We start from the raw sequence: 25,484 nt of genomic DNA, 5'->3' as shown, positions 1-25,484 counted from the left end.
ACACGCTGCGGCGCCGGGGTTTAAACGCCGGCATGCCGCTTCAGATACATCGGCATCAACCACCACACGATGGCGATCAACCCCGCCATGATGCCGGCCATCGCCATGCCCACGGTGGAACCGAACACCTCGGAAATCACCAGGTCCGTGCCGAGCACCAGCGCGATCGCCAGCGCGAATGAGCCGGCCACGATCTGCTTGGTCGCCACCCGCTTGAAGCGCCCCCTGTCCTTCAACGGGCGCATCAAACGGTGCTGGATCGCCGGTGCGCTCAGCAGCACGAGGCTGGTCAGCGCAAGGAAGAAAGTCGCCAGGAACAGCAGCTTTTCCGTATGGTCGATATGCGCGAAACCGGCGTTGAACGGCAGGATGATCAGGAAGGCCGACAACATCTGCGCGCCAGGCAGCAGGATGCGCATTTCACTCAGCATGTCGGAGAAATCGCCGTCGTCCTCCTCTTCCTCGTCGCGCAGCTGCTTGCCCTTGACCTTGTCCTCCTCGAACAGACTGCCGCTCATGGCAGGATGATGGTCGAGCCGGTCGTCTTGCGCGCTTCGAGATCGATGTGCGCCTGGGCGACGTCGGCAAGGTTATAACGCTGGCGCACGTCGATCTTCACCGCACCGCTGTTGACGACGCCGAACAATGACTTGGCCGCCGACTCCAGATCCTCGCGCGTGGCCATGTACGCAGCCAGCGACGGCCGCGTGACAAACAACGAGCCACGGTTGGCCAGCTCGCTCAGCGCGAACGGCGGCACCGGTCCGGATGCGTTGCCGAAGCTGACCATGGTGCCGAGCGGCGCCAGGCAGTCCAGCGAAGCGGTAAAGGTATCCTTGCCGATCGAGTCGTACACCGCGCAGACGCCCTTGCCGCCGGTGATCTCGCGTACCCGCTCGGTGAAGTTCTCGCGGTTGTAGTTGATCACGTGGTCGGCGCCGTTTTCGGTCGCCAGCGCCGCCTTTTCGTCCGAGCCGACGGTGCCGATCAGGGTCACGCCCAGCACCTTGGCCCACTGGCAGGCGATCAGGCCGACACCGCCGGCCGCCGCGTGGAACAGGATGGTATCGCCGGCCTTCAGGTGCACGGTGCGATGCAGCAGGTACTGCACCGTCAAGCCTTGCAGCATCATGGCGGCGGCGGTGTCGAAGCCGATTTTCTCCGGCAGCACCAGCAACTGTGACGCCGGCATGTTGCGCGCCTCGGCGTAGGCGCCGTTCGGCCGTCCGGCATAAGCCACGCGGTCGCCGACCTTCACTTCGGTCACGCCCTCGCCCACCGCCTCGACGGTGCCGGCGCCTTCCATGCCCAGGCCGCCCGGCAGCGGCTGCGGATACAGGCCGGTGCGGAAATAGACGTCGATGAAGTTCAAGCCGATGGCGCCGTGGCGCACTTGCGCCTCGCCGGGACCGGGCGGCCCCAGGTCCACGTCCACCAGTTCCATCACTTCCGGGCCGCCGACGCGGTTGATACGAATTGCCTTGGTCATCGCTGTCTCCCTCACTGCTTCCATTACTCAAGAGCCACAGTGTAGCGCCGAATACAACTTGGGCCACACGCGACTGAAACACTGTGAAATGTTAATGACCGGCGGCGGCGATCGACTGCAACTGCGACAACACCAAATGCGCAGACGACACATTCGTCGCGCACGGCGTGTTGTGCACGTCGCACGCCCGCACCAGCGCATTGATGTCCGGCTCGTGCGGCTGCGGCGTCATCGGATCGCGCAGGAAGATCACGCAATCGATCCCGCCCTCCACCAGCAGCGCCCCGATCTGCAAATCCCCGCCGAACGGGCCCGAATGCTTGCGGTCCACTTCCAGCCCCAGCTCGTTGATCAAGCGCCCGCCGGTGGTGCCGGTGGCGACCAGGTCGCAGGTCGACAGGAAAGCGCGGTACTGGCCCGCCAGCAAAATCATGTCGTCTTTTTTCTTGTCGTGGGCAATCAGGGCGATGCGGGTTTTCATAACGTTATCCATGTATATGGTTTATCCAGTTTATTTTTTACTTTTGGACAGCAGATATATCCCGGCGATCACCAGCGCGGTGCCGGCCAGTTGCCAGGACGTGACGGGCTCGCCCAACAGCAGCGCGCCCAGAAACAGGGTGGACACGGGGCCGATCATGCCCGCCTGCGAGGCGGCGCCGGCGCCGATGCGCTCGACGGCGGCCATCGTCATAAACACCGGCATCACCGTGCACAGGATGCCGTTGACCAGCGACAGCCCGTACACCTGCACCGGCTGCACCAGTCCGGAGACCGGCCGCAGGATGAAGAACTGGGCGATGCAGGCCACGCTGGAGACGCACATCGCGTACGACACCAGCCGCAGCGCGCCGAGCCGCTTGACCATCTCGCCCGACAGCAGCAGATAGACGGCGTAGGCGGCCGCCGATCCCGTCACCAGGGTTGCGCCCAGCGCCACGTTGCTGCCGCCATTATCCAGATCGTGCAGGAACACGAACACGATGCCGCAATAGGAGGTCAGCAGCGCCAGCCACTGCTTGCCGCTGATGTGCTGCTTGAGCAGGGTGGAGCTGATCAGCAGCACGAAGGTCGGCGTCAGGAACAAAATCAGCCGCTCAAGGCCGACCGTGATGTATTGCAGACCCAGAAAATCGAGGAAACTGGATAAATAGTAGCCGACCAGCCCCAGGCCGATCAGGCGCCAGCGGTCGCCGGTCGACAGCGGCGCGCCGGTGCGCATCTTCCAGACGGCGACGGCGGCGAACACCGGCAGCGAAAAGATCATGCGGAACGCCAGCACGGTGACGGCGTCGAGGTCATAACGGTACAGCAGCTTGGCGACGATGGCCTTGGTCGAGAACAGCACCGCGCCGCCGATGGCGATTCCCAGGCCGCCCAGGTAGGCCGCGCGCGGCGAGCTGCCATCGGGGTTCACATTCGTTATGCTTTTGTCCATCCCACGATTGTAAGGCCAAACCGCCACGGCCGCAGAGGGCGGCGGTTTCGGCGCCCTGCCTTATGTTAAAATACCGCCCTCACCGCATAGCAACGACTATCGCCAACCCCGAACAAAACCGCGCCGAAGGAAGACTGAACATGGCTGGACACAGCAAATGGGCCAATATCAAGCACAAAAAGGCCGCTACCGACGCCAAACGTGGCAAGATCTGGACACGTCTGATCAAGGAAATCACCGTGGCCGCGCGCATGGGCGGCGGCGATATCCAGACCAATCCGCGCCTTCGCCTGGCGGTGGACAAGGCGGCCGACGCCAATATGCCGAAGGATAACGTGCAACGCGCGATCACCCGCGGCACCGGCGGCGAGGACGGCGCGGCCTACGAGGAAGTGCGCTACGAGGGCTACGGCATCGGCGGCGCGGCGATCATTGTCGACTGCATGACCGACAACCGCGTGCGCACCGTGGCCGAAGTGAGGAACGCCTTCAACAAAAACGGCGGTAACATGGGCAACGAGGGCTCGGTGGCCTTCATGTTCAAGCATTGCGGCCAGTTCCTGTTCGCGCCCGGCACCAACGAGGACGCGCTGATGGAAGTGGCGCTGGAAGCCGGCGCCGAAGACGTGGTGGCGGACGAAGAAGGCGGCTTCGAAGTGCTGTGCGGCCCGCACGACTTCGCGACCGTCAAGGATGCGCTGGAAGCGGCCGGTTTCAAGGCCGAAGTGGCCGAGATCATCATGAAGCCGGCCACCGAAACCGTGATCACCGGCGATAACGCCGTCAAGATGCAAAAACTGCTGGACGCGTTGGAAGCGCTGGACGATGTCCAGGAAGTCTATTCCAACACGCTGATCGAAGACTGAGGATTTATGAAAATATTGGTAGTCGGCTCCGGCGGCCGTGAACACGCGCTGGCATGGAAACTGGCGCAATCGGAACGCATCCAGATGGTCTACGTCGCCCCCGGCAACGGCGGCACCGCGCGCGATTCGCGCCTGGTCAACATCAACATCACCGATCTGCACGAACTGGCGACCTTCGTCGAGCAAGAGCACATCAGCCTGACCGTGGTCGGCCCGGAAACCCCGCTGGCCGGCGGCATCGTCAACCTGTTCCGCGCCCGTGGCCTGAAGGTGTTCGGCCCAACGAAAGAAGCGGCGCAGCTGGAGTCGTCGAAGGACTTCGCCAAGGCGTTCATGCAGCGCCACGGCATCCCGACCGCCAAATACCAGACCTTCTCGGACGTGGCGCAAGCGCACGCCTACATCGACGCCAACGGCGCGCCGATCGTCATCAAGGCCGACGGCCTGGCCGCGGGCAAAGGCGTGGTGGTGGCGATGTCGCTGGAAGAAGCGCACCAGGCGGTCGACGACATGCTGGCCGATAACCGCTTCGGCGACGCCGGCGCGCGCATCGTCATCGAGGAATTCCTGGCCGGCGAGGAAGCGAGCTTCATCGTCATGTGCGACGGCAAAAACGTGCTGCCGCTGGCCACCAGCCAGGATCACAAGCGCCTCAAGGACAACGACGAAGGCCCGAACACCGGCGGCATGGGCGCCTACTCGCCCGCGCCGATCGTCACGCCGGCGATGCACGCCCGCGTGATGCGCGAGATTATTAACCCGACCATCGCCGGCATGGCGAAGGACGGCATCGTCTTCACCGGCTTCCTGTACGCCGGCCTGATGATCGACGCCGCCGGCAATCCGCGCACCCTGGAATTCAACTGCCGCATGGGCGACCCGGAAACGCAGCCGATCATGTCGCGCCTGAAGACCGACCTGGTGACGGTGATGGAACACGCCGTCAACGGCACGCTCGACACGGTCGAACTGGAATGGGACCGCCGCACCGCCGTTGGCGTGGTGCTGGCAGCGGCCGGCTACCCGGACGCGCCGCTGAAGGGCGCCGTGATCGAAGGCATCCCGGCCGAAACGCCGGAATCGGTGACCTACCACGCCGGCACCGCCGAAGTGGGCGGCCAGCTGCAGGTTACCGGCGGCCGCGTGCTGTGCGTGGTCGGCCTGGCCGACAGCGTCAAGCTGGCGCAAAAGCAGGCCTACGAGGTGGTCGACCAGATCTCCTTCGAAGGCATGCAGTGCCGCCGCGACATCGGCTGGCGCGGCTTGAAGCACTAATGCCGAAGCACTGATCCATATGCTGTCCGCTCCGAATCCAGCGGCCGTCAAGGCCTTCCTGCTCGATCTGCAGGCCCGCATCATCGAAGCGCTCGAAGCGCTCGATGGCAAGGCCTTCCTGCGCGACGAGTGGGAACGTCCCGAGGGCGGCGGCGGGATCTCGCGGCTGGTCGAGGAAGGCAACGTCATCGAACGCGGTGGCGTCAATTTCTCGCATGTGATGGGCGCCAGGCTGCCGCCGTCGGCGTCGGCGGTGCGTCCGGATTTGGGCGGCAACCCGTGGGAAGCGATGGGCGTGTCGCTGGTGATCCATCCGCGCAATCCATACGCGCCGACGGTGCACATGAACGTGCGCTTCTTCACCACCACCACGGTGAACGGCGAGCCGGCATGGTGGTTCGGCGGCGGCATGGACCTGACGCCCTATTACGGCGACAAGCAAGACGTCAAACACTTCCACCAAAGCTGCCACGACGCGCTGGCGCCGTTCGGCGACGACCTGCACGCGCGCTACAAGAAGTGGTGCGACGAGTATTTCTACCTGAAGCACCGCAAGGAGGCGCGCGGCGTCGGCGGCATCTTCTTCGACGATTTGAACGAAGAAGGCTTCGACCGGAGCTTCGCGCTGATGCAAAGCGTCGGCAACTCGTTCCTGACGGCCTACCTGCCGATCCTGGAACGCCGCAAGGACACGCCGTACGGCGAGCGCGAACGCGATTTCCAGGCGTACCGGCGCGGCCGCTACGTCGAGTTCAACCTGGTGTTCGACCGTGGTACCCTGTTCGGCCTGCAGTCGGGCGGCCGCACCGAAGCGATCCTGATGTCGATGCCGCCCATCGTCAAATGGCGCTACCGCTGGGAACCGGAAGACGGCACCCCGGAAGCGGCGCTGTACACCGACTTCCTGCCGCACCGCGACTGGCTGGCCGCGTGACACAGGCCATGGCACAGCGGGTTGCACTGCTGGGCGGCAGCTACGATCCGGTCCACCACGGTCATATCGCCCTCGGCGCCTACTTCGCGCAACTGCTGCACGTGGATCAGCTACGCGTGATACCGGCTGGTTTGCCGTGGCAAAAAGCCATGCTCAAGGCGACGCCCGAACAGCGCGCCGAGATGGTGGCCATCGCGTTCAAAGGCCAGCCGTTCGACGTCGTGATCGATATGCAGGAGATCGAGCGCGGCGCCAAGGGACTGCCGACTTACACCATCGAGACGCTCCGCCTGGTGCGCGCCGAGCTGGGACCGGAGGCCTGCATCGCTTTTGTGATGGGCGCCGACCAGCTGCAGCGGCTCGACACCTGGAATGAATGGCAGGCGCTGTTCGACTACGCACATATCTGCGTAGCGGCACGACCTGGCTTCGACATTGGCGCCGCCGGCCTTCCGCCGGCGGTCGCCGCGGCGTTCTCCAGCCGTTTGGGAACGCCTGAGCAAATCCGCAACACGCCGCACGGTCTGACTTATCTGGCACAAGACTTCGCGGTGGATATCTCCGCCACCGAAATACGTGCGGCATTACAACGGGGGGAGCAGGCAAACTCGCTTATCCCGCCGCTAGTGCTAGACTATATTGAACAACACAATCTATACAAAAGCTAAATGGACATCAAAAAACTGCAATCCCTCGTCGTTGACGCCCTCGAAGACGTCAAAGCGCAAGACATCACGCTGTTCGACACCACCCACCTGACCAGCCTGTTCGACCGCATCGCCATCGCCTCCGGTACCTCCAACCGCCAAACCAAGGCGCTGGCCGCCTCGGTGCGCGACAAGGTCAAGGCCGCCGGCGGCGACGTCTACGGCATGGAAGGCGAGGACACCGGTGAATGGGTGCTGGTCGACCTGGGCGACATGATCGTCCACATCATGCAAGCGCCAATCCGCGCCTACTACCGCCTGGAAGAGATCTGGGGCGACAAGCCGGTCAAGCTGGGCGCGGCCAAGCGCAAGTCGACCAAGGAAGGCGAGGAAGCCGACGAGCCGAAGAAAATCTCCAGCCACCTGGCCGCCGGCAAAAAAGCCGTCGACGCCTCGCCGGTGATCGAGAAGAAAACCCCGGCCCGCAAAGCCGCCGCCGCCAAACCGGCCGCCGAGAAAAAACCGGCCGCCAAGAAGGCTGCGATCCCGGTCGGCAAAACCATCAAGGTCGGCAAGACCAAGAGCGCGGTCGCCTCGGCCGAAGCGCTGAAGGCCCTGCCGCCGAAGCCGAAAGCGCCGAAGGCCGCCAAGCCGAAAGCGGACGAAGCGCCGGCCAAAACGGTCATCAAGCGTATCAAAAAAGTCGCGGAGTAATTCGCGATGCAGCTGATCATCGCTGCGGTCGGCCATAAAATGCCGTCCTGGATCGAAACGGGCTTCGCAGAATATGCGAAGCGCATGCCGCCGGAACTGAAGATCGTGCTCAAGGAAATCAAGCCGGTCGACCGTTCGGGCAGCAAAACCGCCGCCACCGCGATGGCGCTCGAACGCGAGCGCATCGAGGCGGCGCTGCCCAAATCGGTGCGCATCATCGCGCTCGACGAGCGTGGCAAGGACCTGACTTCGGTCGGCCTGTCACAACAGCTCGAGGCGTGGCAGCAGGACGGGCGCGACACCGCCTTCCTGATCGGCGGGGCCGACGGGCTCGATCCGGAGCTCAAGGCGCGCGCCGAGGGCCTGATCCGGATTTCCAGTATGACGCTGCCTCATGGTATGGTACGGGTATTGTTGGCCGAGCAACTGTATCGCGCCTGGTCGATCACCCAGAACCACCCTTACCATCGAGTTTGACGGCGTTAAAAAAATATCAAATGAAACTGGTCGAAAAGAAGATTTACCTCGCCTCCAAAAGTCCGCGCCGGCGCGAACTGCTGCGCCAGATCGGCATCGATTTTGAACTGCTGCTGCTGCGCGCCGACGGTCCGCGCGGCGCCGACGTCACCGAAAACGTCATCGACGGCGAAGCGCCGCTCGACTATGTAGCCCGAGTCGCGCAGGAAAAAGCCGCCTTCGGCTACAACCTGGTGCAGCGCCGCCACCTCAAGCCGCGCGCCGTGCTCACCGCCGACACCACCGTCACGATCGACGGCCAAATCCTCGGCAAACCGGCCGACCGCGCCGAAGCCGCCGCCATGCTCACCCAGCTGTCGGGCCGCACCCACCAGGTGCTGACCGCCATCGCCGTGCACTCGCCCGACTTCACCGGCCAGATCACGCAGGTGTCGGAAGTGCGCTTCGGCGTGCTGTCGCCGGCCGCCATCGCCGCCTACTGCGCCACGCTCGAGCCGTACGACAAGGCCGGCGGCTACGGCATCCAGGGACCGGCCGCGCAATTCATCGAACATATCGCCGGCAGCCATTCAGGCATCATGGGCCTGCCGCTGTACGAGACCGCGCAGCTGCTGCGGCAGGCGGGTTTGCCGCTGCCGTAAGTGGCGTGTATGATCAGTCTTCACATAGCCACAGAAGCCGCGCCAGCCGGCCGCCGAGACACATGAACGAAGACATCCTGATCAACATCACCCCGCAGGAAACCCGGGTCGCCCTGATTTTGCAAGGCGCCGTGCAAGAGCTGCACATCGAGCGCACGCTCACGCGCGGGCTGGCGGGCAATGTCTACTCCGGCAAGGTGGTGCGGGTGCTGCCCGGCATGCAATCGGCCTTTATCGACATCGGCCTCGAACGCGCCGCCTTCCTGCACGTGGCCGACATCTGGGAAGCGCGCCCGCACGACGGCGGTCAGAACGCCGCCCCCGCCCCGATCGAGAAAATCCTGTTCGACGGCCAGGTGCTGACGGTTCAGGTCATCAAGGACCCCATCGGCACCAAGGGCGCGCGCCTGTCGACGCAGATCTCCATCGCCGGCCGCATGCTGGTGTACCTGCCGCAGGACGCCCACATCGGCATCTCGCAAAAGATCGAAAAGGAATCGGAGCGCGAAGCGCTGCGCACGCGGCTTCAAAGCCTGCTGCCGGCCGAGGAAAAAGGCGGCTACATCGTGCGCACGCAGGCCGAGGACGCATCGGACTCCGACATCGCCGCCGACGTCGAATACCTGCGCAAGACCTGGGGCGCCATCATGTTGGGCGCGAAAACCAAACCCGCCACCACCTTGCTGCACCAGGATTTGAGCCTGGCGCAACGCGTGCTGCGCGACTTCGTCCACGACGACACGGCCACCATCCAGGTCGACTCGCGCGAGAACTATCTGAACCTGGTCGAATTCGGCAAGGCCTACACGCCCGGCGTGCTGCCACGCTTGCAGCACTACACCGGCGAGCGGCCGCTGTTCGATTTGTACGGTGTCGAGGAAGAGATCCTGCGCGCGCTGGGCCGGCGCGTCGACCTCAAATCGGGCGGCTACCTGATCGTCGACCAGACCGAGGCGATGACAACCATCGACGTCAACACCGGCGGCTTTGTCGGCGGGCGCAATTTCGCCGACACCATCTTCAAGACCAACCTGGAGGCGGCGCACGCGATCGCCCGCCAGCTGCGGCTGCGTAATCTGGGCGGCATCATCATCCTCGACTTCATCGACATGGAGAACAACGAGCATCGCAACGCCGTGTTGCAGGAGTTGAAAAAGACGCTGTCGCGCGACCGCACCAAGGTGTCGGTGTCGAATTTCTCGGCGCTGGGACTGGTGGAGATGACGCGCAAGCGCACGCGCGAATCGCTGGCCCACATCCTGTGCGAACCCTGCCCGGCCTGCGCCGGCAAGGGCCAGGTCAAGACCTCGCGCACGATCTGCTACGAGATCCTGCGCGAACTGCTGCGCGAAGCCAAACAGTTCAACCCGCGCGAATTCCGCATCCTCGCCTCGCAGGAAGTGGTCGACATGTTCCTTGAGGAGGAGTCCCAGCACCTGGCGATGCTGGGGGACTTCATCGGCAAGAAGATCTCCTTGCAGGTGGAGACGGCGTACCACCAGGAGCAGTACGACGTCATCCTGATGTAGTTTCCAGTTAGGACATGTGCGCGCGCTTCTTGTGGCGCAGCGCCCCGCCCAACATGCCCAAGCCCAGCAGGTACATCGCCGCCATGCCCGGTTCCGGTACCGGGCTGACCATCTCGCGCGCGATGAAGGACAGGTTATCCGCGTAGCCATCGTTGTCGCCCGAAACAAGACGCTCCATCGACAGCCAGAACGATAGCTTGCTGGTGCCAGCAGGCATGATTCCCGACGATTCCCGATAGAACAGGCCGGTCTGGTTGCCGCGATCCTGCGGGGTGACGGGACCGATGCCGGCGTTTCCTATCTCATGGTTGGCCGCATCGAGAAACTGCACATAGAACAGGGCGTTGTCGCCCTGGTCGGTCCAGCCACCGAGCCATCCGCTGAGGGAATAGGAAATGTTTCGGGCCGTCGGCACGCCGAAGTCCAGGGTCTGAACGCCCACCGCATACTGCCCGGCGCCGGCGAACATCTTGTTTCCGCGATCGACCGGGCCAGGCTGGGTGGGAAGCACCCAGTTGTTGCCATAGTCAACCGACTGGACCATGCTGTAATCCGGGTAGCCGGTCCAACCGCTCATGCCCGATTCGGCATCGCCGTTGACAATGAGGTTCTGACCGTAGGTGACGGCAGCCTGACCACTACACGCTACGGCGAACAAGGCCGCGGCAACTAGAAATTTGCACTTCATGAAAAGCTCCTTGTAAAAATCAAACAACGCGGTACTGGTCAAGTTGGGCTGCCCCGCCCATCGCAGGGTCACTGATAGACGGCAGGCCGTTTTCCAGATGGCCGGCGAAGCGGCGCAACCAGCCCGGCAAGCCAGCCACACGCAGACTGTAGTCGTACCAGTGCGAACTGGTCACCAGCGGGAGCCGGACGGTGCTCCGCGAGCGTGCGACGACCCGCACTTGCAACGGCTTGTTCGCGTAATACTTGTTGGCGGTCAGTTCGAAGGTACACGGCTGCGCGCCGTTGTTGACCAGGTCGATGACGAGCTCGCCGGTGCCGCGTTCGGCGCGCAGGCTGATTTCCGGCCATGCGGCGTTGCCTGCACCGCGCACGTCGCCGACGATGTGGCGATGAAAGCCGTTCGGTCCCAGCACCCAGAGATCGTAGACGGACGTGGTGTTCCAGCGGCCTGTGAGCTGCTTGCCAGCTTCGACCGTATAGCGGCGCGGCACCTGGTCCAACGCCAGACGGTCGTACACGTGGAACACCGCCCCGGCTTCGCCCAGGTTGTCGAATCTGAGCTCGACCTGGCCGCCGCCGGCTTGCCCCTGCGTCTGCACCTGCGCCTGCACCTGGAGTTCGTACGGCAGCGCGCGTGCCGGACGCACGCCGGTGGCCTGGACGGGCGCCGTCAGCGTGGCCGGCGTTGCGGGCACCTTGGTGTTGGGCAGGCTCAGCGCCATCGAACGCCGCGCAGCCGTTTCCGGCAGCAGTTGCTTGAAGCCGTTGTCGTTCGGGTTGGCGAAGTCGAAACAGGACAACAGGTTGCCGCTCACCGCACGGCGCCATGGGCTGATCAGCGGCTCGCGCACACCGAAACGCGCCTCGATGAAACGCACCACCGATGTGTGGTCGAAGACCTGCGAATTGACCCAGCCGCCCTTGGTCCACGGCGAAATCACATACATCGGCACGCGCGGCCCGAGACCGTACGGGCGATGGAGGGTACGCGCATCGGCGCCGTTGAGCACGTGGTGGTACTCGCCGGTCGTGTCGACGGTCGACGCGCCGGCCAGCTGCGACTGCGCCGGACTGCTGCCGTAACTCGTGTACGCCGGCACCGCCGGCGGTGGCATGTGGTCGAAGAAGCCGTCGTTCTCGTCGAAGTTGATGAGCAGGACCGTCTTGCTCCAGCTCTCCGGATTGGCGGTCAGCGCGTCCAGCACGCGCGCGATGTAGTCGGCGCCCGACGCAGGGCTGGACGGACCCGGGTGTTCGGAGCCTTCGGCGGTCGCGACAACCCAGCTGACCTGGGGCAGGCGGTTGGCCAGCACATCGGCCTTGAGCAGGTCGATGTCGCGCGTGGTGGTGCCGCGATCGCGCAGCGATTGCGAGTAGCCCGGCCGGCGATACCACGCGTTGCGGAAAGAGCGGAATCCGGCCAGCGAGTTATCGGTGAAGTTGTCCGCCATGTTCTGGTAGACCTGCCAGCTGATACCGGCCGCTTCGAGCCGCTCCGGATAGGTGGTCCACAAGTAGTCGGTGGACATGTCCGGATTGAAGTCGTCACGGCTGTTGTCGGTCGACGGGCCGCCCGCGGCCGCCAGCGGATCGTTATGGCCGCTGAACAGGAACAGCCGGTTGGTGTTGGTACCGGTCTGGGTTGCGCAGTGATAGTGGTCGCAGATGGTAAAGGCACGCGCGAGCGCGAACTGGAAGGGAATGTCGGCGTCGGCGTAATAGCCCATCGCGTGGTTCTGCTTGACCGTGCACCAGTCATTCATCCGTCCGTGGTCCCACGCCAGCTGGGCGTCGAGCCAGGAATGTGGCGTCCCGGCCACGCGCATGACTGGAAAGTCCTGCACCGTGTTGAGCCGGAACGGCGCGATGGCGCGGCCCTGTGGCCAGTTGGGCCGGCCAGGCACCGGCGCCCCGCCGGCAGAGCGCTGCACGAAGACCGATTTGCCACTGAACAGATTTTGCCGGTCCATCACCGGAACCGGGAACGGATCGCCGTATCCCCTTACCCCTTCCAGGGTGCCAAAGTAGTGGTCGAAACTGCGGTTCTCCTGCGTCAGCACGACGATGTGCTCAACATCCTGCAGGCTACGGGTGCGCTGGTTGGCCGGCAGGGCCAGCGCCTTTTGGATTGATGGTGGAAAGGTGGCCAGCACGGCGCTGGCGCCGGCCGACTTGCCCATTGTGCGGAGGAAGTCACGGCGGCTCATGCGCGCACCTGCGTGCGTGCGAACGCGAATATAAAGATATGCATTTGATTGATCCAGGTCGATTGTCGGGGAAACACCAAAACGGAGGTCATGCAAGGCACCAGCTTACCCACCAACGATGAAAAGTTGATGACATGCCATGCATTTATCGCACTTCAGTTATTTCGATAACAATCGTGGCCGGGCGCCTGCGGCTGGCAAGCAACGCTGCGTTGCCAGACCGGGGCAAGTGACTTTCTTTCCGGTATCGCATGCTAGACTAGTCGGCATCGACCGGTCCGGAAAACCTGTTCATGAGCGTGATGAGACACTTGTTGTTCATATGGTTGCCGATCTTCGGGGCGGCGCAGTGCGCCACGGCCGCCGAGCGCCTCGCCGTCGGCGCGCGCTTCGACCTGATTTTCGAACAGGGAGCCGACGGCCAATGGCAGGGTCTGGGCGTCGACGTCGTGCGCACGCTGGCCGGCCGCGCGGGCGACACGGTGCGGTTCGATATCTATCCTTGGGCGCGCGCGCAAGCCATGGTGCAGCGGGCCCAGGCCGACATCCTCATCGGCCCGTATAAATCTCCCCAACGCGACAAACAATTCGCTTTCGTCGACCTGCCGTTTTACCGCGACCGCATGGTTTTCTATGCCCGCAGCGGCGCCAAGTCGCCATGGGAAGGCAGGTTCGGCCAGCTCGACGGCACCCGCATCGCCGCCGTGCGCGGCTGGCACTACGGCGCGCGCTTCGACCAGGCGCGGCCCCGGCTGAACATCAGCGAAGTCAATCAGCTGGAAAACGGTGTGCAGATGCTGTTGCACGGCAGGGTCGACCTGCTGGCGACCAATGAGCGCAACAGCGCCGCGCTGATCGGCACGATGCGCGCCAGCGGACGCCTGGTTCCCCTGTGTCCCGTCGTCGCGCAACTGGACGGCTATCTCGCCTTCCCGCGCGGCGCCGCGTTCTCGGCCCTACGCGACCAGTACAGCGCCTTGTTCACCGAGATGGTGCGCTCGGGCGAATTCGCCCGCCTGGCGGCCAGGCACGGCGTGCTCGCGCCGGCAGTCGTTGCCGCCGATGGCAGTTTGCGGGAGGTCGGTGCCCGCGCCGCGACGTACAATAAGCCCTGCCCCGCCGGTCAGGCCGATTCGCCATGAAAGTTATTTCAATGAAGCTTGAAGCACCATGCTGATACCACTGCCCCGCCTGACGCTGTTACTGGGCCTGCTGGGCCTGCTGGGCTTGCCGGCATGTGCCATCGCCGGTTCGCCGGCCGCTGCCGCCCACCCGCCCAGATTCGAGCCGATCCCGGTGTTGTCGATCTTCCGTCCTGTGCAGCACAACGGCTCGGCCGACGACGCCCTCGCCAGCGGCCGGGTGGTGCCCGGCCAGTACCGCATGGCGGCGCCGGCCAGCAAGCGCTGGCGCATCGCCTTCCTGTTCCCCCACCTGAAAGACCCTTACTGGAGCGGTTGCGCCTATGGCGTCATCAGCGAGGCCAAACGCCTGGGCGTGGGTGTGGACATCCTGCCGGCCCAGGGTTACAACGACCTGGCCGGCCAGCTGCGCGAGATGGACCGGGCCATCGCCAACAAATACGACGCCATTGTCCTGTCACCGATCGGCATGACCGCCAACAACGCCTCGATCGCCAAGGCGCGCGCGGCGGGCATTCCCGTGATCGAGCTGGCCAACGACAGCCGCAGCGACGACCTGGCGCTCAAGGTCACCAGTTCGCTGCGCGGCATGGGCCTGGAGGCCACGCGCTGGGTGGTGCGCGACGCCAAGCGGCGCGGGCTGACCTCGATCAACATCGCCTTGCTGCCCGGCCCCATCGGCGCCGGCTGGGTAAAGGGGGAAGTCGACGGCACCCGCATCGCGGCGCAGGACGCGGGCATCGCCGTCAACATCCTCGACATCCGCTACGGCGACAGCGACTTCGCCGGCCAGCAGCAACTGGCCACCGAGCTGCTGGCCAAGCATGGCGGGCGGCTCGATTACATCCTCGGCTGCACCGGCTGCGCGCCGGCCGCGCTTGAGCCGCTCAGGCAGGCCGGCTTGAGCGGCAAGGTCCGGCTGGTCGCCTACGATCTGACCGGCGAGATCGCCCAACTGTTACGCAAGGGCGATATCCACGCGGCGGCCGACACCAAGGGCGTCAGCCAAACCAGGGTGGCCATCAACGCCGCCGTCAACCTGCTGGAACGGCGCGGCAAGGAGATGCCGCACACCATCCTGGTCGAACTGGGCATGGTCGACCGCCTCAACCTGGCGTCCTATCCGTTCGATACGTCGATCGCGCCGGAAGGCTACAAGACCGTGCTGTCCTACGATCCGGCACACAAATAGGCAAGCCGCCGCCGCGCTAGGTCGGCAGCTTCGCCACCACCTTGATCTCGAACTGGAAACCGGCCAGCCACGTCACCCCGACCACGGTCGCGGTCGGGAACGGCGCCTGGCCCCAGTACTCGGGCGCCACCTCGGTCCAGATCATCTCGAAGATCTGGTCGGGGTTGATCGTGAAGATGGTGACATCGACCACGTCGTCGAAGCTGGCGCCGGCCGCGGCCAGGATCGCGTTCAGGTTCTGGAACGCCAGCCGCACCTGTTTCTTCAGATCCGGCTCCGGCGAGCCGTCCTCGCGGCTGCCGACCTGTCCGGACACGAACAACAGGCCATCGGCGCGCACGGCCGGCGAGTAGCGGTGCTTCTCATACAGCGCGTGGCGGCCAGGTGGGGAAAAAACGTCGCGGGTTGCCATGGTTAACTCCTCAAAATGTTTTAGAAGAACCCAGTCTACTTGCAAATAAACCCAAGATAAACGCGTTAAATACCCCATCACTATTTGTATAATCCAAACAATTGATCAATGGGGAGGCGTTATGGACAGGTTCGATGCGATGACGGCGTTCGTGCGGGTGGTCGAGACGGGCAGTTTCACCAAGGCGGCCGAGACGCTCAACATCAGCCGCACCAGCGCCACCCAACTGGTGCAACAGCTCGAGGCGCGGCTGCGCGTCAAGCTGCTCAACCGCACCACGCGCAAGGTCAACGCGACCGCCGACGGCGCCGCCTACTACGAGCGCGCGGTGCGCCTGCTGGCCGACCTCGACGATACCGAATCGGGCCTGTCCAACGCCTCGGCCCAGCCCAAGGGCAAGCTCAAGATCGACGTGCCCAGTCCGCTTGCGCGCATGATCCTGATGCCGGCGCTGCCAGCGTTCCATGCCCGCTATCCCGACCTGCAAATCGACATGGGCGTGAGCGACCGCACGATCGACCTGATCGGCGAGAGCGTCGATTGCGTGATCCGTGGCGGCGAGCTGCGCGACCTGTCGCTGCGGGCGCGCCACGTGGGCAACCTGCAGCTGGGCCTGTACGCGGCGCCGGCCTACCTGGCGCGCCACGCCGCGCCCGCCCATCCGCGAGAACTCGAGAACAGCGCGCACCGCGTGGTGGGCTTTTTGTGGGGACGCACCGGCAAGACCTACCCGGTGGTGTTGCGCCGCGACGACGAGACGCTCACCGTCGACGGCCAATACGTGGTGGCCGTCGACGACGGCAACGCCTATCTGGCGGCCGGCCTGGCCGGCATGGGGGTGCTGTGGCTGCCGCGCTATATGGCGAAACCGCATGTGGCCAGCGGCGAACTGCTGCCGTTGCTGGAGGACTGGCGCCTGCCGCCCATGCCGCTGCACGTGGCCTATCCGCAAAGCCGCTATGTCAGCACCAGGCTGCGCGTGTTCATCGACTGGGTGGCCGAGCTGATGGCGCAACACGCGCCCATCGAAGGCCGATAAAAGCCGATGAGAGCGTCCCGGATTGTGATAACGTTGTCGAACAAATTACAATTAAAGGAGACAGTATGCGCACCAGCATCACCTTGAAAAGTTGTATCGCCGTTTGCCTGGTCCTGGCCGGACCGTTCGCACTGGCCGAGGCGCGACCGCCCGCGCCGCCGCCCGCGCCTGCCGTGGGCGACTCCTGGACCTACCAATACACCGACGTCTGGAAAGGCGTCAAAGGCAACGTCAACAAGATGGAGGTGACGGCCGTCGACGACACCGGCGTACATGTCGAGGTGCGTCGCGCGTCCAGCAACGCGCTGGTGACCAAGCAGCTCTTCAGCGCGGAAATGAACCCGGTCGACCGTGGCTCGATGCACTTCTCGCCGTCGTTCGCGCGCTTCGCGTTCCCGCTCACACCCGGCAAGGAGTGGACCAGCGAGGTCACCGGCGACAACGAGAAACAGGGCAAGCACTGGCGCTACACCATCAAGGGCAAAGTGCTGGACTGGGAAAAAATCAAGGTGCCGGCGGGCGAGTTCGACGCCATCAAGGTGGTGGTCGAGGCGCTGTATCGCGGCGACCAGACCAACAGCAACGGCGGCAGCGGCCAGTTGACGGAAACGGTCTGGTTCGTCCCCGAACTGAACAACTTCGTCAAACTCGATTACCGCGATACCGACTGGCAGGGCCGCATCTTCAACCGCGACAGCTGGGAGTTGACCTCCTACGTGCGCGCCAAGTAGCGGCATGGACCGGCGCCGTGGCCAAGCAGCCCGCTCCCGCGTCGCCGGCCGATCCGCATAGCGACGGCCGCCTGCGCGCCCGTCCGGCACTGCGCGCGCTGGCGCTGCTGGAACACCCGGCGCCGCTGCAACTGCCGCCCGGCCGCCACACGCTGTCGTTCGCCAACGGCCGCCAGGCCGTCCTGCATGTACCACTGCCAGCGCCGGCGCCGGTTGCCGGCGCGCCCGTGCGCCCGCTGCAGCTGATCGTGCTGCTGCACGGCGTGCGCCAGTTGCTCGGCGGCGCCGACGACAGCGCCGCCGCGTACGCTCAACGCCATGGCGCGCTGCTGCTGATCCCGCGCTCGCTGACCGACAGCTGGGACGTGATACGCGGCGGCTATGGTCCCGACGTGGCCTTCCTCGACCGCCTGCTGGCCTGGATCATGCGCCGCTACAGCGTCGATCCGGACGCGCTGGTGATCGGTGGCTTTTCCGACGGCGCTTCGTACGCGCTGTCGGTGGGGCTGATGAATGGCGATTTGTTCAGCGATATCGTGGCGTTCTCGCCAGGCTTCATGAAGCCGATGCTGCGCGTCGGCCGCCCGCGCGTGTTCGTCGCCCACGGCAGCGGCGACGCGGTGCTGCCGGTCGAACAGGGACGCGCCATCGCCAGCCAGCTGGCGCGCGAGCAGTACGAAGTGCGCTACCAGGAATTCGACGGCGCCCACGTGGTGCCGGCGCCGATCGCGCACGCGGCGCTGCGCCGCGTCGCCGGGCGCTGAAGGCTTATTTCGAAATGCGCAGGATGGCGCTGGCCAGCTTGGAGAAACACGGCGTCAGATCGGCCTGGGTGGCGGCGTAGCAGTACACGCCGATCTTTTGATTGGCGTTGAAACAGCGGCTCGGCGCGTCGGTCGAATTGGCCATGCATTTGAGCGTGTCCTCGCCCTTCTCACCGTCGGAGCCCGTGCCAACCTTGAGCTGGGAACCCAGGCCCAGCGTAAACACGAAGATGCCCTCGTCGCGCGACTTCGATGCCATCGCCTCGACCAGATTGCGGGCGGCACGGTTGACGTTGCGATAAGTGATGGCGCTGGTCACCACGCGTGGCGAATTGGTGATGATCGGGAACTCGTACCTGGTCGTCGGATCCTCGACCTTGTCGGCGTCGGTGTGGCCGTTGTACCACGCCGGCAAGGCCGAAGCGCGATTCTTCAGATAGGTAGCGTTGGTGGCCAAGGTCTCGGGCGTGCAATTGCCGCCGACATCGTCGGATTGCTGGTCAAGTTTGTAAAGACCGCCGGGCTCGCCACTGCCGTCATCGTCGGTGGTGATGGTGCCGGGGATGGGCTTGCCGTCGGCGGTCCTGCAATCGTTTTTATTGTTCCAGTTCAAATAGGTACCAAAGGAATTGGGCGCGCCGTCCGAGAAGAAGATGATCACGCGCAGGTTCGAGCGGTTCAGGTTGGCGACCGGCACGCTGTTGATCATGTCGCGCGCCGCGTACATGCCTTCGGGCGAGGCCGTCGATCCGGTAAACGAGTAAGTCTTGATATGGTTTGTCATGCTGGTGCGGTCGAACCCGCGCGCGATCGGTCGAATCGGATCGTCCCGCACAACGCCATAGGCGAAGTGCAGCAGCCCGACCCTGTCGCGCTCCGAGTTGAATTGCTTGAGGAAGGTAATGGCAGAGCTGCGCACGGTCGCTGCCTGTCCGCTCAGCGAGCCGGATGTGTCAAGCGCAATGACCATATCGAGGTCCTTGCGCTTGGTCTCCGTGTAGACATTGGGCGACAGCGGCCCGGTGGCCAGGGGCCCCATCATCACGCTGGGCATGGTGGCCGACGCGCTCACGTTGATGGTCACTTCGCCGCCGTTGAACGACACCTGGGTTTCATTCAGGGTCGGTGTCGACAGCAAATAATTGGCCGGGAAGTTGGCGTTGAAGAAGCGCGTGGCCGCCGCCCGGGCATTGGCCGTCTGCGTGGCCTGGTCGCCACCGTTGCTGGTGGCGCGCGCGGCGGCCAGGCTGGCGGCGTCGGTGGCCGCGTTGAGCTTGGCCTTGATCATGTAGCTCAGGCCGGCGCTGAGCGTCAGCCCCACCACCGCGATCAGCATGGTCACGCAGATCGCCAGCAGCACCGACACCTGGCCGCGTTGTTTGGGTAAAGGATAGCGCGTCATCAGAACACCGTCATCGAGTAAAGATCGGGGCCGATGGTCGAGGTCGACACGGAACCGAGGGAGAATGGCGCGAACACCATATTGAATTTGTAGAACGTTTCAACGACATAGATCACTTCGCCGTCGGCAAGCGTGCCGCTCATCAGTGCCACCGCCGGCGCATTGGCGCCGGTCGGCACCACGCAGGTGCCCGCCACCGGGCTGGCCCAGCTGCCGCAGGTCCACACTTTGCTGGCCGGGCCGTAACCGCTGACCCGGTAGCCGCGGTTGTTGACCGAGTCGTCCCAGCGATACTGTTCCAGCACGATGCTGCGCGTGGTGCCGCCGCTGGCCAGTCCCATGATGCGGGTGACGTAGATCATGCCGCGCTCGTTCATCTCCAGCGGCGAGCCCGAGGCTGCGACCTGGCCGATGATCACTTGCGCATTCTCCGACAACTGCAGCTTGCCGCGCGACGCCAGGTTGGCGCCCTCACGGCTCAGATTGACCAGGATCATATTGGCCTGCACACCGCGCGCGATGTCGACCAAGCCGGCGATCAGCAGCACCAGCAGCGGCAACCACAGCGCGAATTCGACGGCGGCCAGTCCGCCGGAGCGGCGCCGGCGCCGGGCAAAAGTGGACGGTGACATGGCGGCCCTCATGGCTGGTAGGATTCGTTACGCATCGTCGTGGCCACGGAAAAGTTGAGCTTCCCGCCCTGGAACAGGGCGCCGACGATCGGCGTGACGATCGTCCAGCTGCAGTCGAGCCGGATCACCACCACGTCGTCCGGCCCGCCGAACATGGTCGCGGAGTAGGAGTTGGCGGTGGCGTATGTGGTGTTGTTGACCGAAATGACAGGATTGACCGAGTTGTACATCCCCACCGAGTTGTCTTTGATCGCCTGAATAATGGCCAGGTAGCGCTGATGGTTGCTGGCGGCCGGGTCGCGGTCGCTCTGGCCGGTGATCGCGTAGCGCGACCCCTCGCGCACCGCGTACTGCATCGTCAGCGACGTGAAAAACACGATGCTAAATTCGAACACGGCCATGAGCATCAAAAACAACACCGGGGCGATCAGCGCCATTTCGACCGACGCCGAACCGTGCTGCGCGCCGTTGCGCCGGCTGCGCGGGTATCTATTCAAGTTCATCAAAAGGCTTCCGTGTGGCGGACAGCGAGGGGACAGGCGGGAGCGGACAACGCGCGGCACTGCGGCGGGGGCGAACCGGGCAACTTGCGCGCCGGGGCCGGCGCCACTGGATCGGGGTGGCGGTATGTCATTGTAGCGCGCTTGTTTTGTTTCGCGTAGTCATTTAATGTTTTCTTTCAACACCACCCGCGCGCGCCCGGCGATTGTCGCCGCCCCGGCGCCAGGCGGCGTCCCCAGACGCCGCTGGACAGGGCATGCTTCTATGCGTAGACTCCGACATGTCGTGAGCGCAACTATTTTGACTATCCTCTAATTTATGTCACTATAGTGAAACCAATGCTGTTGGGCAACCGTATACGTCCTACAGGCCGGGAGAGAGCAACACATTGGACAGCTTAGCCACAACTTTCATGCAGACAGCAACACACCAAGGTAACCGCGACGTCGCCGGCGCATCGATGATCTTCATCATGCGGTTGCTGCTGGCTGTCTCGGCGTTGCTGACGCTGTTCATCGCGCCGGACGACATGGGCGCCAGCGGCACGCAAGGCGCGCTGACCTGGCTCATCTTCACCGGCTACCTGGTGCACAGCGCCACCTTGCTGGTGGCCGCGCGCTACCACGGCAACCCGTTCTGGCACGGCAAGGTGGTGTACTGGCTGGACCTTGGCTGGTACTGCCTGATGATCTATTGCAGCGGCGGCGGCAGCAGCTATTTCTTTCCGTTCTTTTTCTTTGTGATCCTGACGTCGTCGTTCCAATGGGGCTTTGACGAAGGCGCGCGCATCACACTGGCCTCGGCGCTGGCGCTGACCGTGGCGACGTGGCTGGCAAACAACAGCACCAACCAGGCCCAGCTTTTATTGCGCACCACCTTTGTGCTCGCGCTGGGCTACATGATCGCCTACTGGGGTGGACTGGGATTGATACAGCGGCGCCGGCTTGGCCTGCTGCGCCAGGTCAGCCAATTGTCCAATCCACGTTTCGGCGTCGACCAGACCATCGCTTCGATCCTGCACCAGACCCGCGACTTCCACCAGGCCAGCCAGTGCCTGTTGCTGATGCGCGAGGGTCCCGACGAGCTGTGGCGGCTGCATTCGACCAGCGCCCAAGGCCAGGCGCGCCAGGGCACGCAGTCCATGCTCAGCGAGGCGGCCGCCGCGCCGCTGCTGGCGTTCCCGGCCGACCACCTGGTCCAGTACGGGCGCGCGCTGCATGCGCGCCTGCCGCGCACGCGCGAAGCGTGGAGCCGCGCGCGCACCGCCCCAAGCTGGCAGCGCCTCAGTGCCGACACCGTCGAGCCGCTGGCCGACCTGCTCGACGCGGCCTGGTTCGTCAGCGCGCCGGTGCCGCTGCGCAAAGGCGAGGGGCGCATCTACCTGGTGTCGGACCGGCACCGGCTGCATCGCGGCGATGCGGTGTTTTTACAACAGCTGGCGGCGCAAGTGTTCCCCGTCATTGAAAACATCATGCTGCTCGACCGCCTGGCGTCGGACGCGGCGTTCCGCGAGCGGCAAAAAATCGCCCGCGACCTGCACGACACCACCATCCAGCCCTACATCGGTTTGCGGCATGGCATCAGCGCCGTGCGCCAAAGCCTGGCGGCCGACCATGCCGCCGCCATCGAACTCGACCGTCTGCTCGACATGACTTCCCAGGTCATCACCGACATGCGCGCCTTTGCCAAGACCGTACGCCAGGGCGCCGCGCGGCAGGAGGCCGAACTGCTGGTGGCGCTGCGGCGCCAGGCCGGCCAGGTGCAGTCGTTCTACGGCATCGGCATCGAGGTGCGCGCGGCCGCCGATCTGAGCGTGAGCGACCGCCTGGCCGCCGAGGTGTTCCAGATCGTCAATGAAGGCATGAGCAACATCCGCAAGCACACGCGCGCGCGCAGCGGACTGATCGACTTGAGCAATGTCGACGGCCAGCTGCTGATCCGCATCGAAAACGACAGTCCGCAAGCGCCCGCGGTGAACTTCCTGCCAGGCTCGATTGCCGAGCGCGCCGCCGCGCTTGGCGGTACGATAGCGATCGAGCACCTGGCACGCGGCGCCACCGTCGTCAGCGTTGCCATTCCGGTCTAACCTTGGAACACGTCATGAGCACTGCCACCGCCTCCCCGATCCGCCTGCTGTTGGTGGACGATCACAAAACCATGCTGTGGGGTCTGGAAAAACTGATCGAAAGCGCCGGCGCCCGGCTGCAACTGGTCGGCACGGCCCACAACAACGACAGCGCCTTGCGCGAAGCTACCCGGCTGCGGCCGGACCTGATCGTGCTCGACCTCGACCTCGAGGGACGCAGCTCGATCGAGATCCTGCCGGCGCTGCTGGCCGATAGCGGCGCGCGCGTGCTGATCCTCAGCGGCAACCGCGACCAGTCGCTGCTGAGCGAAGCGGTACGCCTCGGCGCGCGCGGCGTGGTCGGCAAAGAGGCGCCGGCCGAGGTGGTGCTGGCGGCCATCGAGCAAGTCCATCGGGGCGAACTGTGCCTGGACCCGGCGCTGATGCAGGCGCTGCTCAACAAGATGGTCGCGCCGGCCCCGGCCGATCCGCAGGCCGCGCGCATCGCCGCGCTCACGCCCAAGGAACGCAAGATCGTCGCCATCGTCGCCGACAGCAACGGCGCGCCCAACAAGGACCTGGCTGCCAAGCTGTTCATCGCCGAGCCCACCTTGCGCAACAGCCTGACGACGATCTATCAAAAGCTCGGCGTCGCCAACCGGCTCGAGCTGTACGTCTACGCCACCCGGCACGGCTTGAACACGCCCATCGCGTGACACGGCGCCGGCTTCCCGCCGCGCCACCCCCCCTGCATTTCCCCCGCCAAGCCAGGCGGCAGGCCGCGCCCGTGACATTTGTCACGCGGCGGCGCGCGCATATGGTGACGATCCTCCCGCCGACAAAATGACATCCGTCTGATGTGGCGCAAAACGATCATCCGTAGAATTCATTACATCAGCAGCGCAAATGAAACAGCTGATAAGACGTCAGCCAGGAACGACCAACAGGAGTGCGGGATGCAAGGATCAAAAGGTAGGACGCGCGTCATCAGCCGGTTCATCGGCGATGCCAGCGGCGCCAGCCTGATCGAGTATGCATTGATCGCCGCGCTCGTTTCAGTGGTGGTCATCATTACGCTGCTAGCACTCTTAGGACCTAAAACCTGATCCCCGTTTTAGTGAAATGCCGCAGGAACTTTCGCAATCTCACTACATACAAGGAAACCAATCATGAACGCCATCAAAAATTTCATCAATGACGAAGCCGGCATCACCGCCATCGAATACGCCCTGATCGCCGCTGGCATCGCTGTTGTGGTCGGTACCGCCGCCACCGCCCTGGGTACCCAGGTCAAAGCCAAGTTCAACGCTGTGATCGTCGCCCTCGGCGGCACCGCTGTCTAATCGCTCCGCACGCAAAAGGAAACCATCATGAACGCCATCAAGAATTTCATCAATGACGAAGCCGGCATCACCGCCATCGAGTACGCACTGATCGCCGCCGGCATCGCCGTCGTGGTCGGCACGGCCGCCACCGCCCTGGGTACCCAGGTCAAGGCCAAGTTCAACGCCGTGATCGTCGCACTGGGCGGCACCGCAGTGTAATCGCGCCAACCGCGAAAACAAAGACCGGCCTGTGCCGGTCTTTTTTTATGTCCGCGCCGAGCCAGGCACCGCACAGCCGGCTGCGCGCATGACATTTGTCACGCTGCCGGGGCCGAAATCATGACGTTACTCCCGACCGCAAAGTGACATCCGTCCGCTGCCATGCATGACAAGCTTACGTAAAATTCAACACACCGTAGCGCAGTTGATTTGCTGGCATACCACAAACTTGTTTGCCGACACGCGCTATGCATCCGTTTCATAACCCCGAACGACACCAAGGAACCGCCATGCACGCGATCAAAAATTTCATCCACGACGAAGCCGGCATCACTGCCATCGAGTACGCACTGATCGCCGCCGGCATTGCCGTCGTGGTCGGCGTAGCTGCCACCTCGCTTGGCACCCAGGTCAAGGCCAGGTTCAATGAAGTGATCGTTGCCCTCGGCGGCACCGCGGTGTAAGCGGGATTCAAGCGCAAACGGGATCGGCCCGCGCCGGTCCATTTTTTTTGCCCTGCGCAAACATGCTGCGCTACTATCGACACACCCTTCCTTTCTGGCTGAACGCGTCATGAACAAGCTGCCCCTGATCCTGCTGTGCACCCTGCTGGCGCTGGCCGTCTGGAACGATCTGCGCACGCGCCGCATTCCCAACCTGCTGGTGTTCGGCGGCGCCGTGCTCGGCATCGCGCTCAACAGCCTGTACCCGGAAGGCGCCGGCCTGTTCATCACGCCGCAGGGGGGTATCGGCTTGCTATGGTCGCTCGCCGGCCTGGCCACCGGACTCGGGATGCTGCTGCCGATGTACGCCATGCGCGCGCTGGGCGCCGGCGACGTCAAGCTGATGGCCATGGTGGGCGCTTTCATCGGTCCGCTTGCGGTGGCAATCAGCGTGGTGCTGACCTTGCTGGCCGGCGGCGTGCTGGCGATCGCCGTCGCCGCCTGGACCGGCCGGCTGCGCGCCATGCTGCACAACACCTACCACATGGGCGTGTACGCTTTCATGCGCAGTCTCGGCGGCGGCCTGGCCAAGATCGAGGCGCCGGCCGAGGCCAGTGGCCGCCTGCCCTATGCGGTGGCGATCGCCGCCGGCACGCTGCCGTATCTGGTCTGGGGCGCATGGCGGGGCAAAGCGTTGTTTTCGTGAAAAG

General features: G+C 64.4%; 30 protein-coding genes. 20 read left to right on the top strand and 10 right to left on the bottom strand.

Going from position 1 to position 25,484, the window contains the following annotated elements:
• Window positions 1–20 precede the first annotated feature (20 nt).
• The 4 genes from ACZ0BA_RS28070 to ACZ0BA_RS28055 form a co-directional block, all read right to left on the bottom strand.
• The gene (locus tag ACZ0BA_RS28070) at window positions 21–518 is read right to left on the bottom strand and encodes a DUF6328 family protein (protein ID WP_463454413.1); all 498 of its coding nucleotides are present in this window, start codon (window positions 516–518) and stop codon (window positions 21–23) included.
• Window positions 515–1,489 carry a quinone oxidoreductase family protein gene (locus tag ACZ0BA_RS28065; RefSeq protein WP_463454412.1) on the bottom strand — a complete coding sequence of 325 codons (975 nt, stop codon included), beginning with the start codon at window positions 1,487–1,489 and terminating at the stop codon, window positions 515–517. Before ACZ0BA_RS28065 ends, ACZ0BA_RS28070 begins: the two co-directional genes overlap by 4 nt.
• Window positions 1,490–1,580: 91 nt before the next feature.
• A complete protein-coding gene (locus tag ACZ0BA_RS28060; RefSeq protein ID WP_463454411.1) occupies window positions 1,581–1,970 on the bottom strand; it encodes a methylglyoxal synthase in 390 nt (129 codons plus the stop codon).
• A 30-nt stretch (window positions 1,971–2,000) separates the two neighbouring features.
• Window positions 2,001–2,927, bottom strand: a complete 927-nt coding sequence (locus ACZ0BA_RS28055; protein ID WP_463454410.1) for a DMT family transporter — start codon at window positions 2,925–2,927, stop codon at window positions 2,001–2,003.
• A 140-nt stretch (window positions 2,928–3,067) separates the two neighbouring features.
• Between ACZ0BA_RS28055 and ACZ0BA_RS28050 the strand changes: the two genes are divergently transcribed.
• The 8 genes from ACZ0BA_RS28050 (at window position 3,068) to rng (ending at window position 10,010) form a co-directional block, all read left to right on the top strand.
• A complete protein-coding gene (locus tag ACZ0BA_RS28050) occupies window positions 3,068–3,793 on the top strand; it encodes a YebC/PmpR family DNA-binding transcriptional regulator (protein ID WP_090323197.1) in 726 nt (241 codons plus the stop codon).
• Window positions 3,794–3,799: 6 nt separating this feature from the next.
• Window positions 3,800–5,068 carry a phosphoribosylamine--glycine ligase gene (gene purD, locus ACZ0BA_RS28045; RefSeq protein ID WP_463454409.1) on the top strand — a complete coding sequence of 423 codons (1,269 nt, stop codon included), beginning with the start codon at window positions 3,800–3,802 and terminating at the stop codon, window positions 5,066–5,068.
• Between the two features lie 19 nt (window positions 5,069–5,087).
• Complete coding sequence (gene hemF, locus ACZ0BA_RS28040; protein WP_463454408.1) at window positions 5,088–6,002, top strand: oxygen-dependent coproporphyrinogen oxidase; 915 nt, start codon at window positions 5,088–5,090, stop codon at window positions 6,000–6,002.
• Window positions 6,003–6,010: 8 nt separating this feature from the next.
• Entirely contained in the window at window positions 6,011–6,670 is a 660-nt protein-coding gene (locus ACZ0BA_RS28035) for a nicotinate-nucleotide adenylyltransferase (RefSeq protein ID WP_463454407.1), read from the top strand.
• Entirely contained in the window at window positions 6,671–7,363 is a 693-nt protein-coding gene (gene rsfS / locus ACZ0BA_RS28030; RefSeq protein ID WP_090323208.1) for a ribosome silencing factor, read from the top strand. It abuts the gene before it with no gap.
• Window positions 7,364–7,369: 6 nt separating this feature from the next.
• Window positions 7,370–7,840, top strand: a complete 471-nt coding sequence (gene rlmH, locus ACZ0BA_RS28025; protein ID WP_090323211.1) for a 23S rRNA (pseudouridine(1915)-N(3))-methyltransferase RlmH — start codon at window positions 7,370–7,372, stop codon at window positions 7,838–7,840.
• Between the two features lie 20 nt (window positions 7,841–7,860).
• Window positions 7,861–8,481: a Maf family protein gene (locus ACZ0BA_RS28020; protein WP_463454406.1), complete on the top strand. Its 621-nt coding sequence runs from the start codon at window positions 7,861–7,863 to the stop codon at window positions 8,479–8,481.
• A gap of 62 nt (window positions 8,482–8,543) precedes the next feature.
• Window positions 8,544–10,010, top strand: a complete 1,467-nt coding sequence (rng, locus tag ACZ0BA_RS28015) for a ribonuclease G (protein ID WP_463454405.1) — start codon at window positions 8,544–8,546, stop codon at window positions 10,008–10,010.
• Between the two features lie 7 nt (window positions 10,011–10,017).
• Here rng and ACZ0BA_RS28010 read toward each other — a convergent pair whose 3' ends face one another.
• Both ACZ0BA_RS28010 and ACZ0BA_RS28005 read right to left on the bottom strand, forming a co-directional pair.
• Complete coding sequence (locus tag ACZ0BA_RS28010; RefSeq protein WP_463454404.1) at window positions 10,018–10,740, bottom strand: PEP-CTERM sorting domain-containing protein; 723 nt, start codon at window positions 10,738–10,740, stop codon at window positions 10,018–10,020.
• Window positions 10,718–12,907, bottom strand: coding sequence for a phosphocholine-specific phospholipase C (locus tag ACZ0BA_RS28005; RefSeq protein WP_463454403.1), 2,190 nt, complete (start codon window positions 12,905–12,907; stop codon window positions 10,718–10,720). The genes ACZ0BA_RS28010 and ACZ0BA_RS28005 overlap by 23 nt, the downstream gene beginning before the upstream one ends.
• 293 nt (window positions 12,908–13,200) lie before the next feature.
• Here ACZ0BA_RS28005 and ACZ0BA_RS28000 point away from each other — a divergent pair, with 293 nt between their 5' ends.
• Together ACZ0BA_RS28000 and torT are read left to right on the top strand one after the other, a co-directional pair.
• Complete coding sequence (locus ACZ0BA_RS28000; RefSeq protein ID WP_463454402.1) at window positions 13,201–14,049, top strand: substrate-binding periplasmic protein; 849 nt, start codon at window positions 13,201–13,203, stop codon at window positions 14,047–14,049.
• Window positions 14,050–14,077: 28 nt separating this feature from the next.
• Window positions 14,078–15,241, top strand: a complete 1,164-nt coding sequence (gene torT / locus ACZ0BA_RS27995) for a TMAO reductase system periplasmic protein TorT (RefSeq protein ID WP_463454401.1) — start codon at window positions 14,078–14,080, stop codon at window positions 15,239–15,241.
• Window positions 15,242–15,257: 16 nt separating this feature from the next.
• Here the strand turns inward: torT and ACZ0BA_RS27990 are convergent, their stop codons facing one another.
• Window positions 15,258–15,653, bottom strand: coding sequence for a RidA family protein (locus ACZ0BA_RS27990; RefSeq protein WP_463454400.1), 396 nt, complete (start codon window positions 15,651–15,653; stop codon window positions 15,258–15,260).
• A gap of 121 nt (window positions 15,654–15,774) precedes the next feature.
• On the opposite strand from ACZ0BA_RS27990, the gene ACZ0BA_RS27985 reads away from it, so the two are divergent.
• The 3 genes from ACZ0BA_RS27985 to ACZ0BA_RS27975 all read left to right on the top strand — a co-directional run bounded on the left by ACZ0BA_RS27985 (window position 15,775) and on the right by ACZ0BA_RS27975 (window position 18,187).
• Window positions 15,775–16,692 (top strand): LysR family transcriptional regulator, encoded by a 918-nt coding sequence (locus ACZ0BA_RS27985; RefSeq protein WP_463454399.1) that lies wholly within the window; start codon window positions 15,775–15,777, stop codon window positions 16,690–16,692.
• 65 nt (window positions 16,693–16,757) lie between these two features.
• On the top strand, window positions 16,758–17,423 hold the full coding sequence (locus ACZ0BA_RS27980) for a DUF3108 domain-containing protein (protein ID WP_463454398.1): 666 nt from the start codon (window positions 16,758–16,760) through the stop codon (window positions 17,421–17,423).
• Window positions 17,424–17,440: 17 nt separating this feature from the next.
• Complete coding sequence (locus tag ACZ0BA_RS27975) at window positions 17,441–18,187, top strand: alpha/beta hydrolase (protein WP_463454397.1); 747 nt, start codon at window positions 17,441–17,443, stop codon at window positions 18,185–18,187.
• 4 nt (window positions 18,188–18,191) lie between these two features.
• Here ACZ0BA_RS27975 and ACZ0BA_RS27970 read toward each other — a convergent pair whose 3' ends face one another.
• The 3 genes from ACZ0BA_RS27970 to ACZ0BA_RS27960 are packed head-to-tail and all read right to left on the bottom strand — an operon-like array spanning window position 18,192 to window position 20,724.
• The gene (locus ACZ0BA_RS27970; RefSeq protein ID WP_463454396.1) at window positions 18,192–19,589 is read right to left on the bottom strand and encodes a vWA domain-containing protein; all 1,398 of its coding nucleotides are present in this window, start codon (window positions 19,587–19,589) and stop codon (window positions 18,192–18,194) included.
• Window positions 19,589–20,221 carry a TadE/TadG family type IV pilus assembly protein gene (locus tag ACZ0BA_RS27965; RefSeq protein ID WP_463454395.1) on the bottom strand — a complete coding sequence of 211 codons (633 nt, stop codon included), beginning with the start codon at window positions 20,219–20,221 and terminating at the stop codon, window positions 19,589–19,591. Before ACZ0BA_RS27965 ends, ACZ0BA_RS27970 begins: the two co-directional genes overlap by 1 nt.
• Before the next feature lie 8 nt (window positions 20,222–20,229).
• A complete protein-coding gene (locus ACZ0BA_RS27960; RefSeq protein ID WP_463454394.1) occupies window positions 20,230–20,724 on the bottom strand; it encodes a TadE/TadG family type IV pilus assembly protein in 495 nt (164 codons plus the stop codon).
• 410 nt (window positions 20,725–21,134) lie between these two features.
• Between ACZ0BA_RS27960 and ACZ0BA_RS27955 the strand changes: the two genes are divergently transcribed.
• The 7 genes from ACZ0BA_RS27955 (at window position 21,135) to ACZ0BA_RS27925 (ending at window position 25,480) form a co-directional block, all read left to right on the top strand.
• Window positions 21,135–22,808, top strand: a complete 1,674-nt coding sequence (locus ACZ0BA_RS27955; RefSeq protein ID WP_463454393.1) for a sensor histidine kinase — start codon at window positions 21,135–21,137, stop codon at window positions 22,806–22,808.
• A 14-nt stretch (window positions 22,809–22,822) separates the two neighbouring features.
• Complete coding sequence (locus ACZ0BA_RS27950) at window positions 22,823–23,503, top strand: response regulator (RefSeq protein ID WP_463454392.1); 681 nt, start codon at window positions 22,823–22,825, stop codon at window positions 23,501–23,503.
• Between the two features lie 141 nt (window positions 23,504–23,644).
• Window positions 23,645–23,893 carry a Flp family type IVb pilin gene (locus tag ACZ0BA_RS27945; protein WP_463454391.1) on the top strand — a complete coding sequence of 83 codons (249 nt, stop codon included), beginning with the start codon at window positions 23,645–23,647 and terminating at the stop codon, window positions 23,891–23,893.
• Window positions 23,894–23,956: 63 nt separating this feature from the next.
• A complete protein-coding gene (locus ACZ0BA_RS27940; RefSeq protein WP_315399693.1) occupies window positions 23,957–24,130 on the top strand; it encodes a Flp family type IVb pilin in 174 nt (57 codons plus the stop codon).
• A 27-nt stretch (window positions 24,131–24,157) separates the two neighbouring features.
• The gene (locus ACZ0BA_RS27935; protein WP_315399693.1) at window positions 24,158–24,331 is read left to right on the top strand and encodes a Flp family type IVb pilin; all 174 of its coding nucleotides are present in this window, start codon (window positions 24,158–24,160) and stop codon (window positions 24,329–24,331) included.
• Between the two features lie 290 nt (window positions 24,332–24,621).
• Window positions 24,622–24,795, top strand: a complete 174-nt coding sequence (locus tag ACZ0BA_RS27930) for a Flp family type IVb pilin (protein ID WP_463454390.1) — start codon at window positions 24,622–24,624, stop codon at window positions 24,793–24,795.
• A 109-nt stretch (window positions 24,796–24,904) separates the two neighbouring features.
• Window positions 24,905–25,480, top strand: coding sequence for an A24 family peptidase (locus tag ACZ0BA_RS27925; protein ID WP_463454389.1), 576 nt, complete (start codon window positions 24,905–24,907; stop codon window positions 25,478–25,480).
• The last annotated feature ends 4 nt before the right edge of the window (window positions 25,481–25,484 follow it).

The sequence above is a fragment of the Duganella sp. AC917 genome (assembly GCF_979258245.1).
The sequence above is the reverse complement of the archived record's forward strand: the minus strand, read 5'-3'. Positions and strand labels throughout refer to the sequence as shown.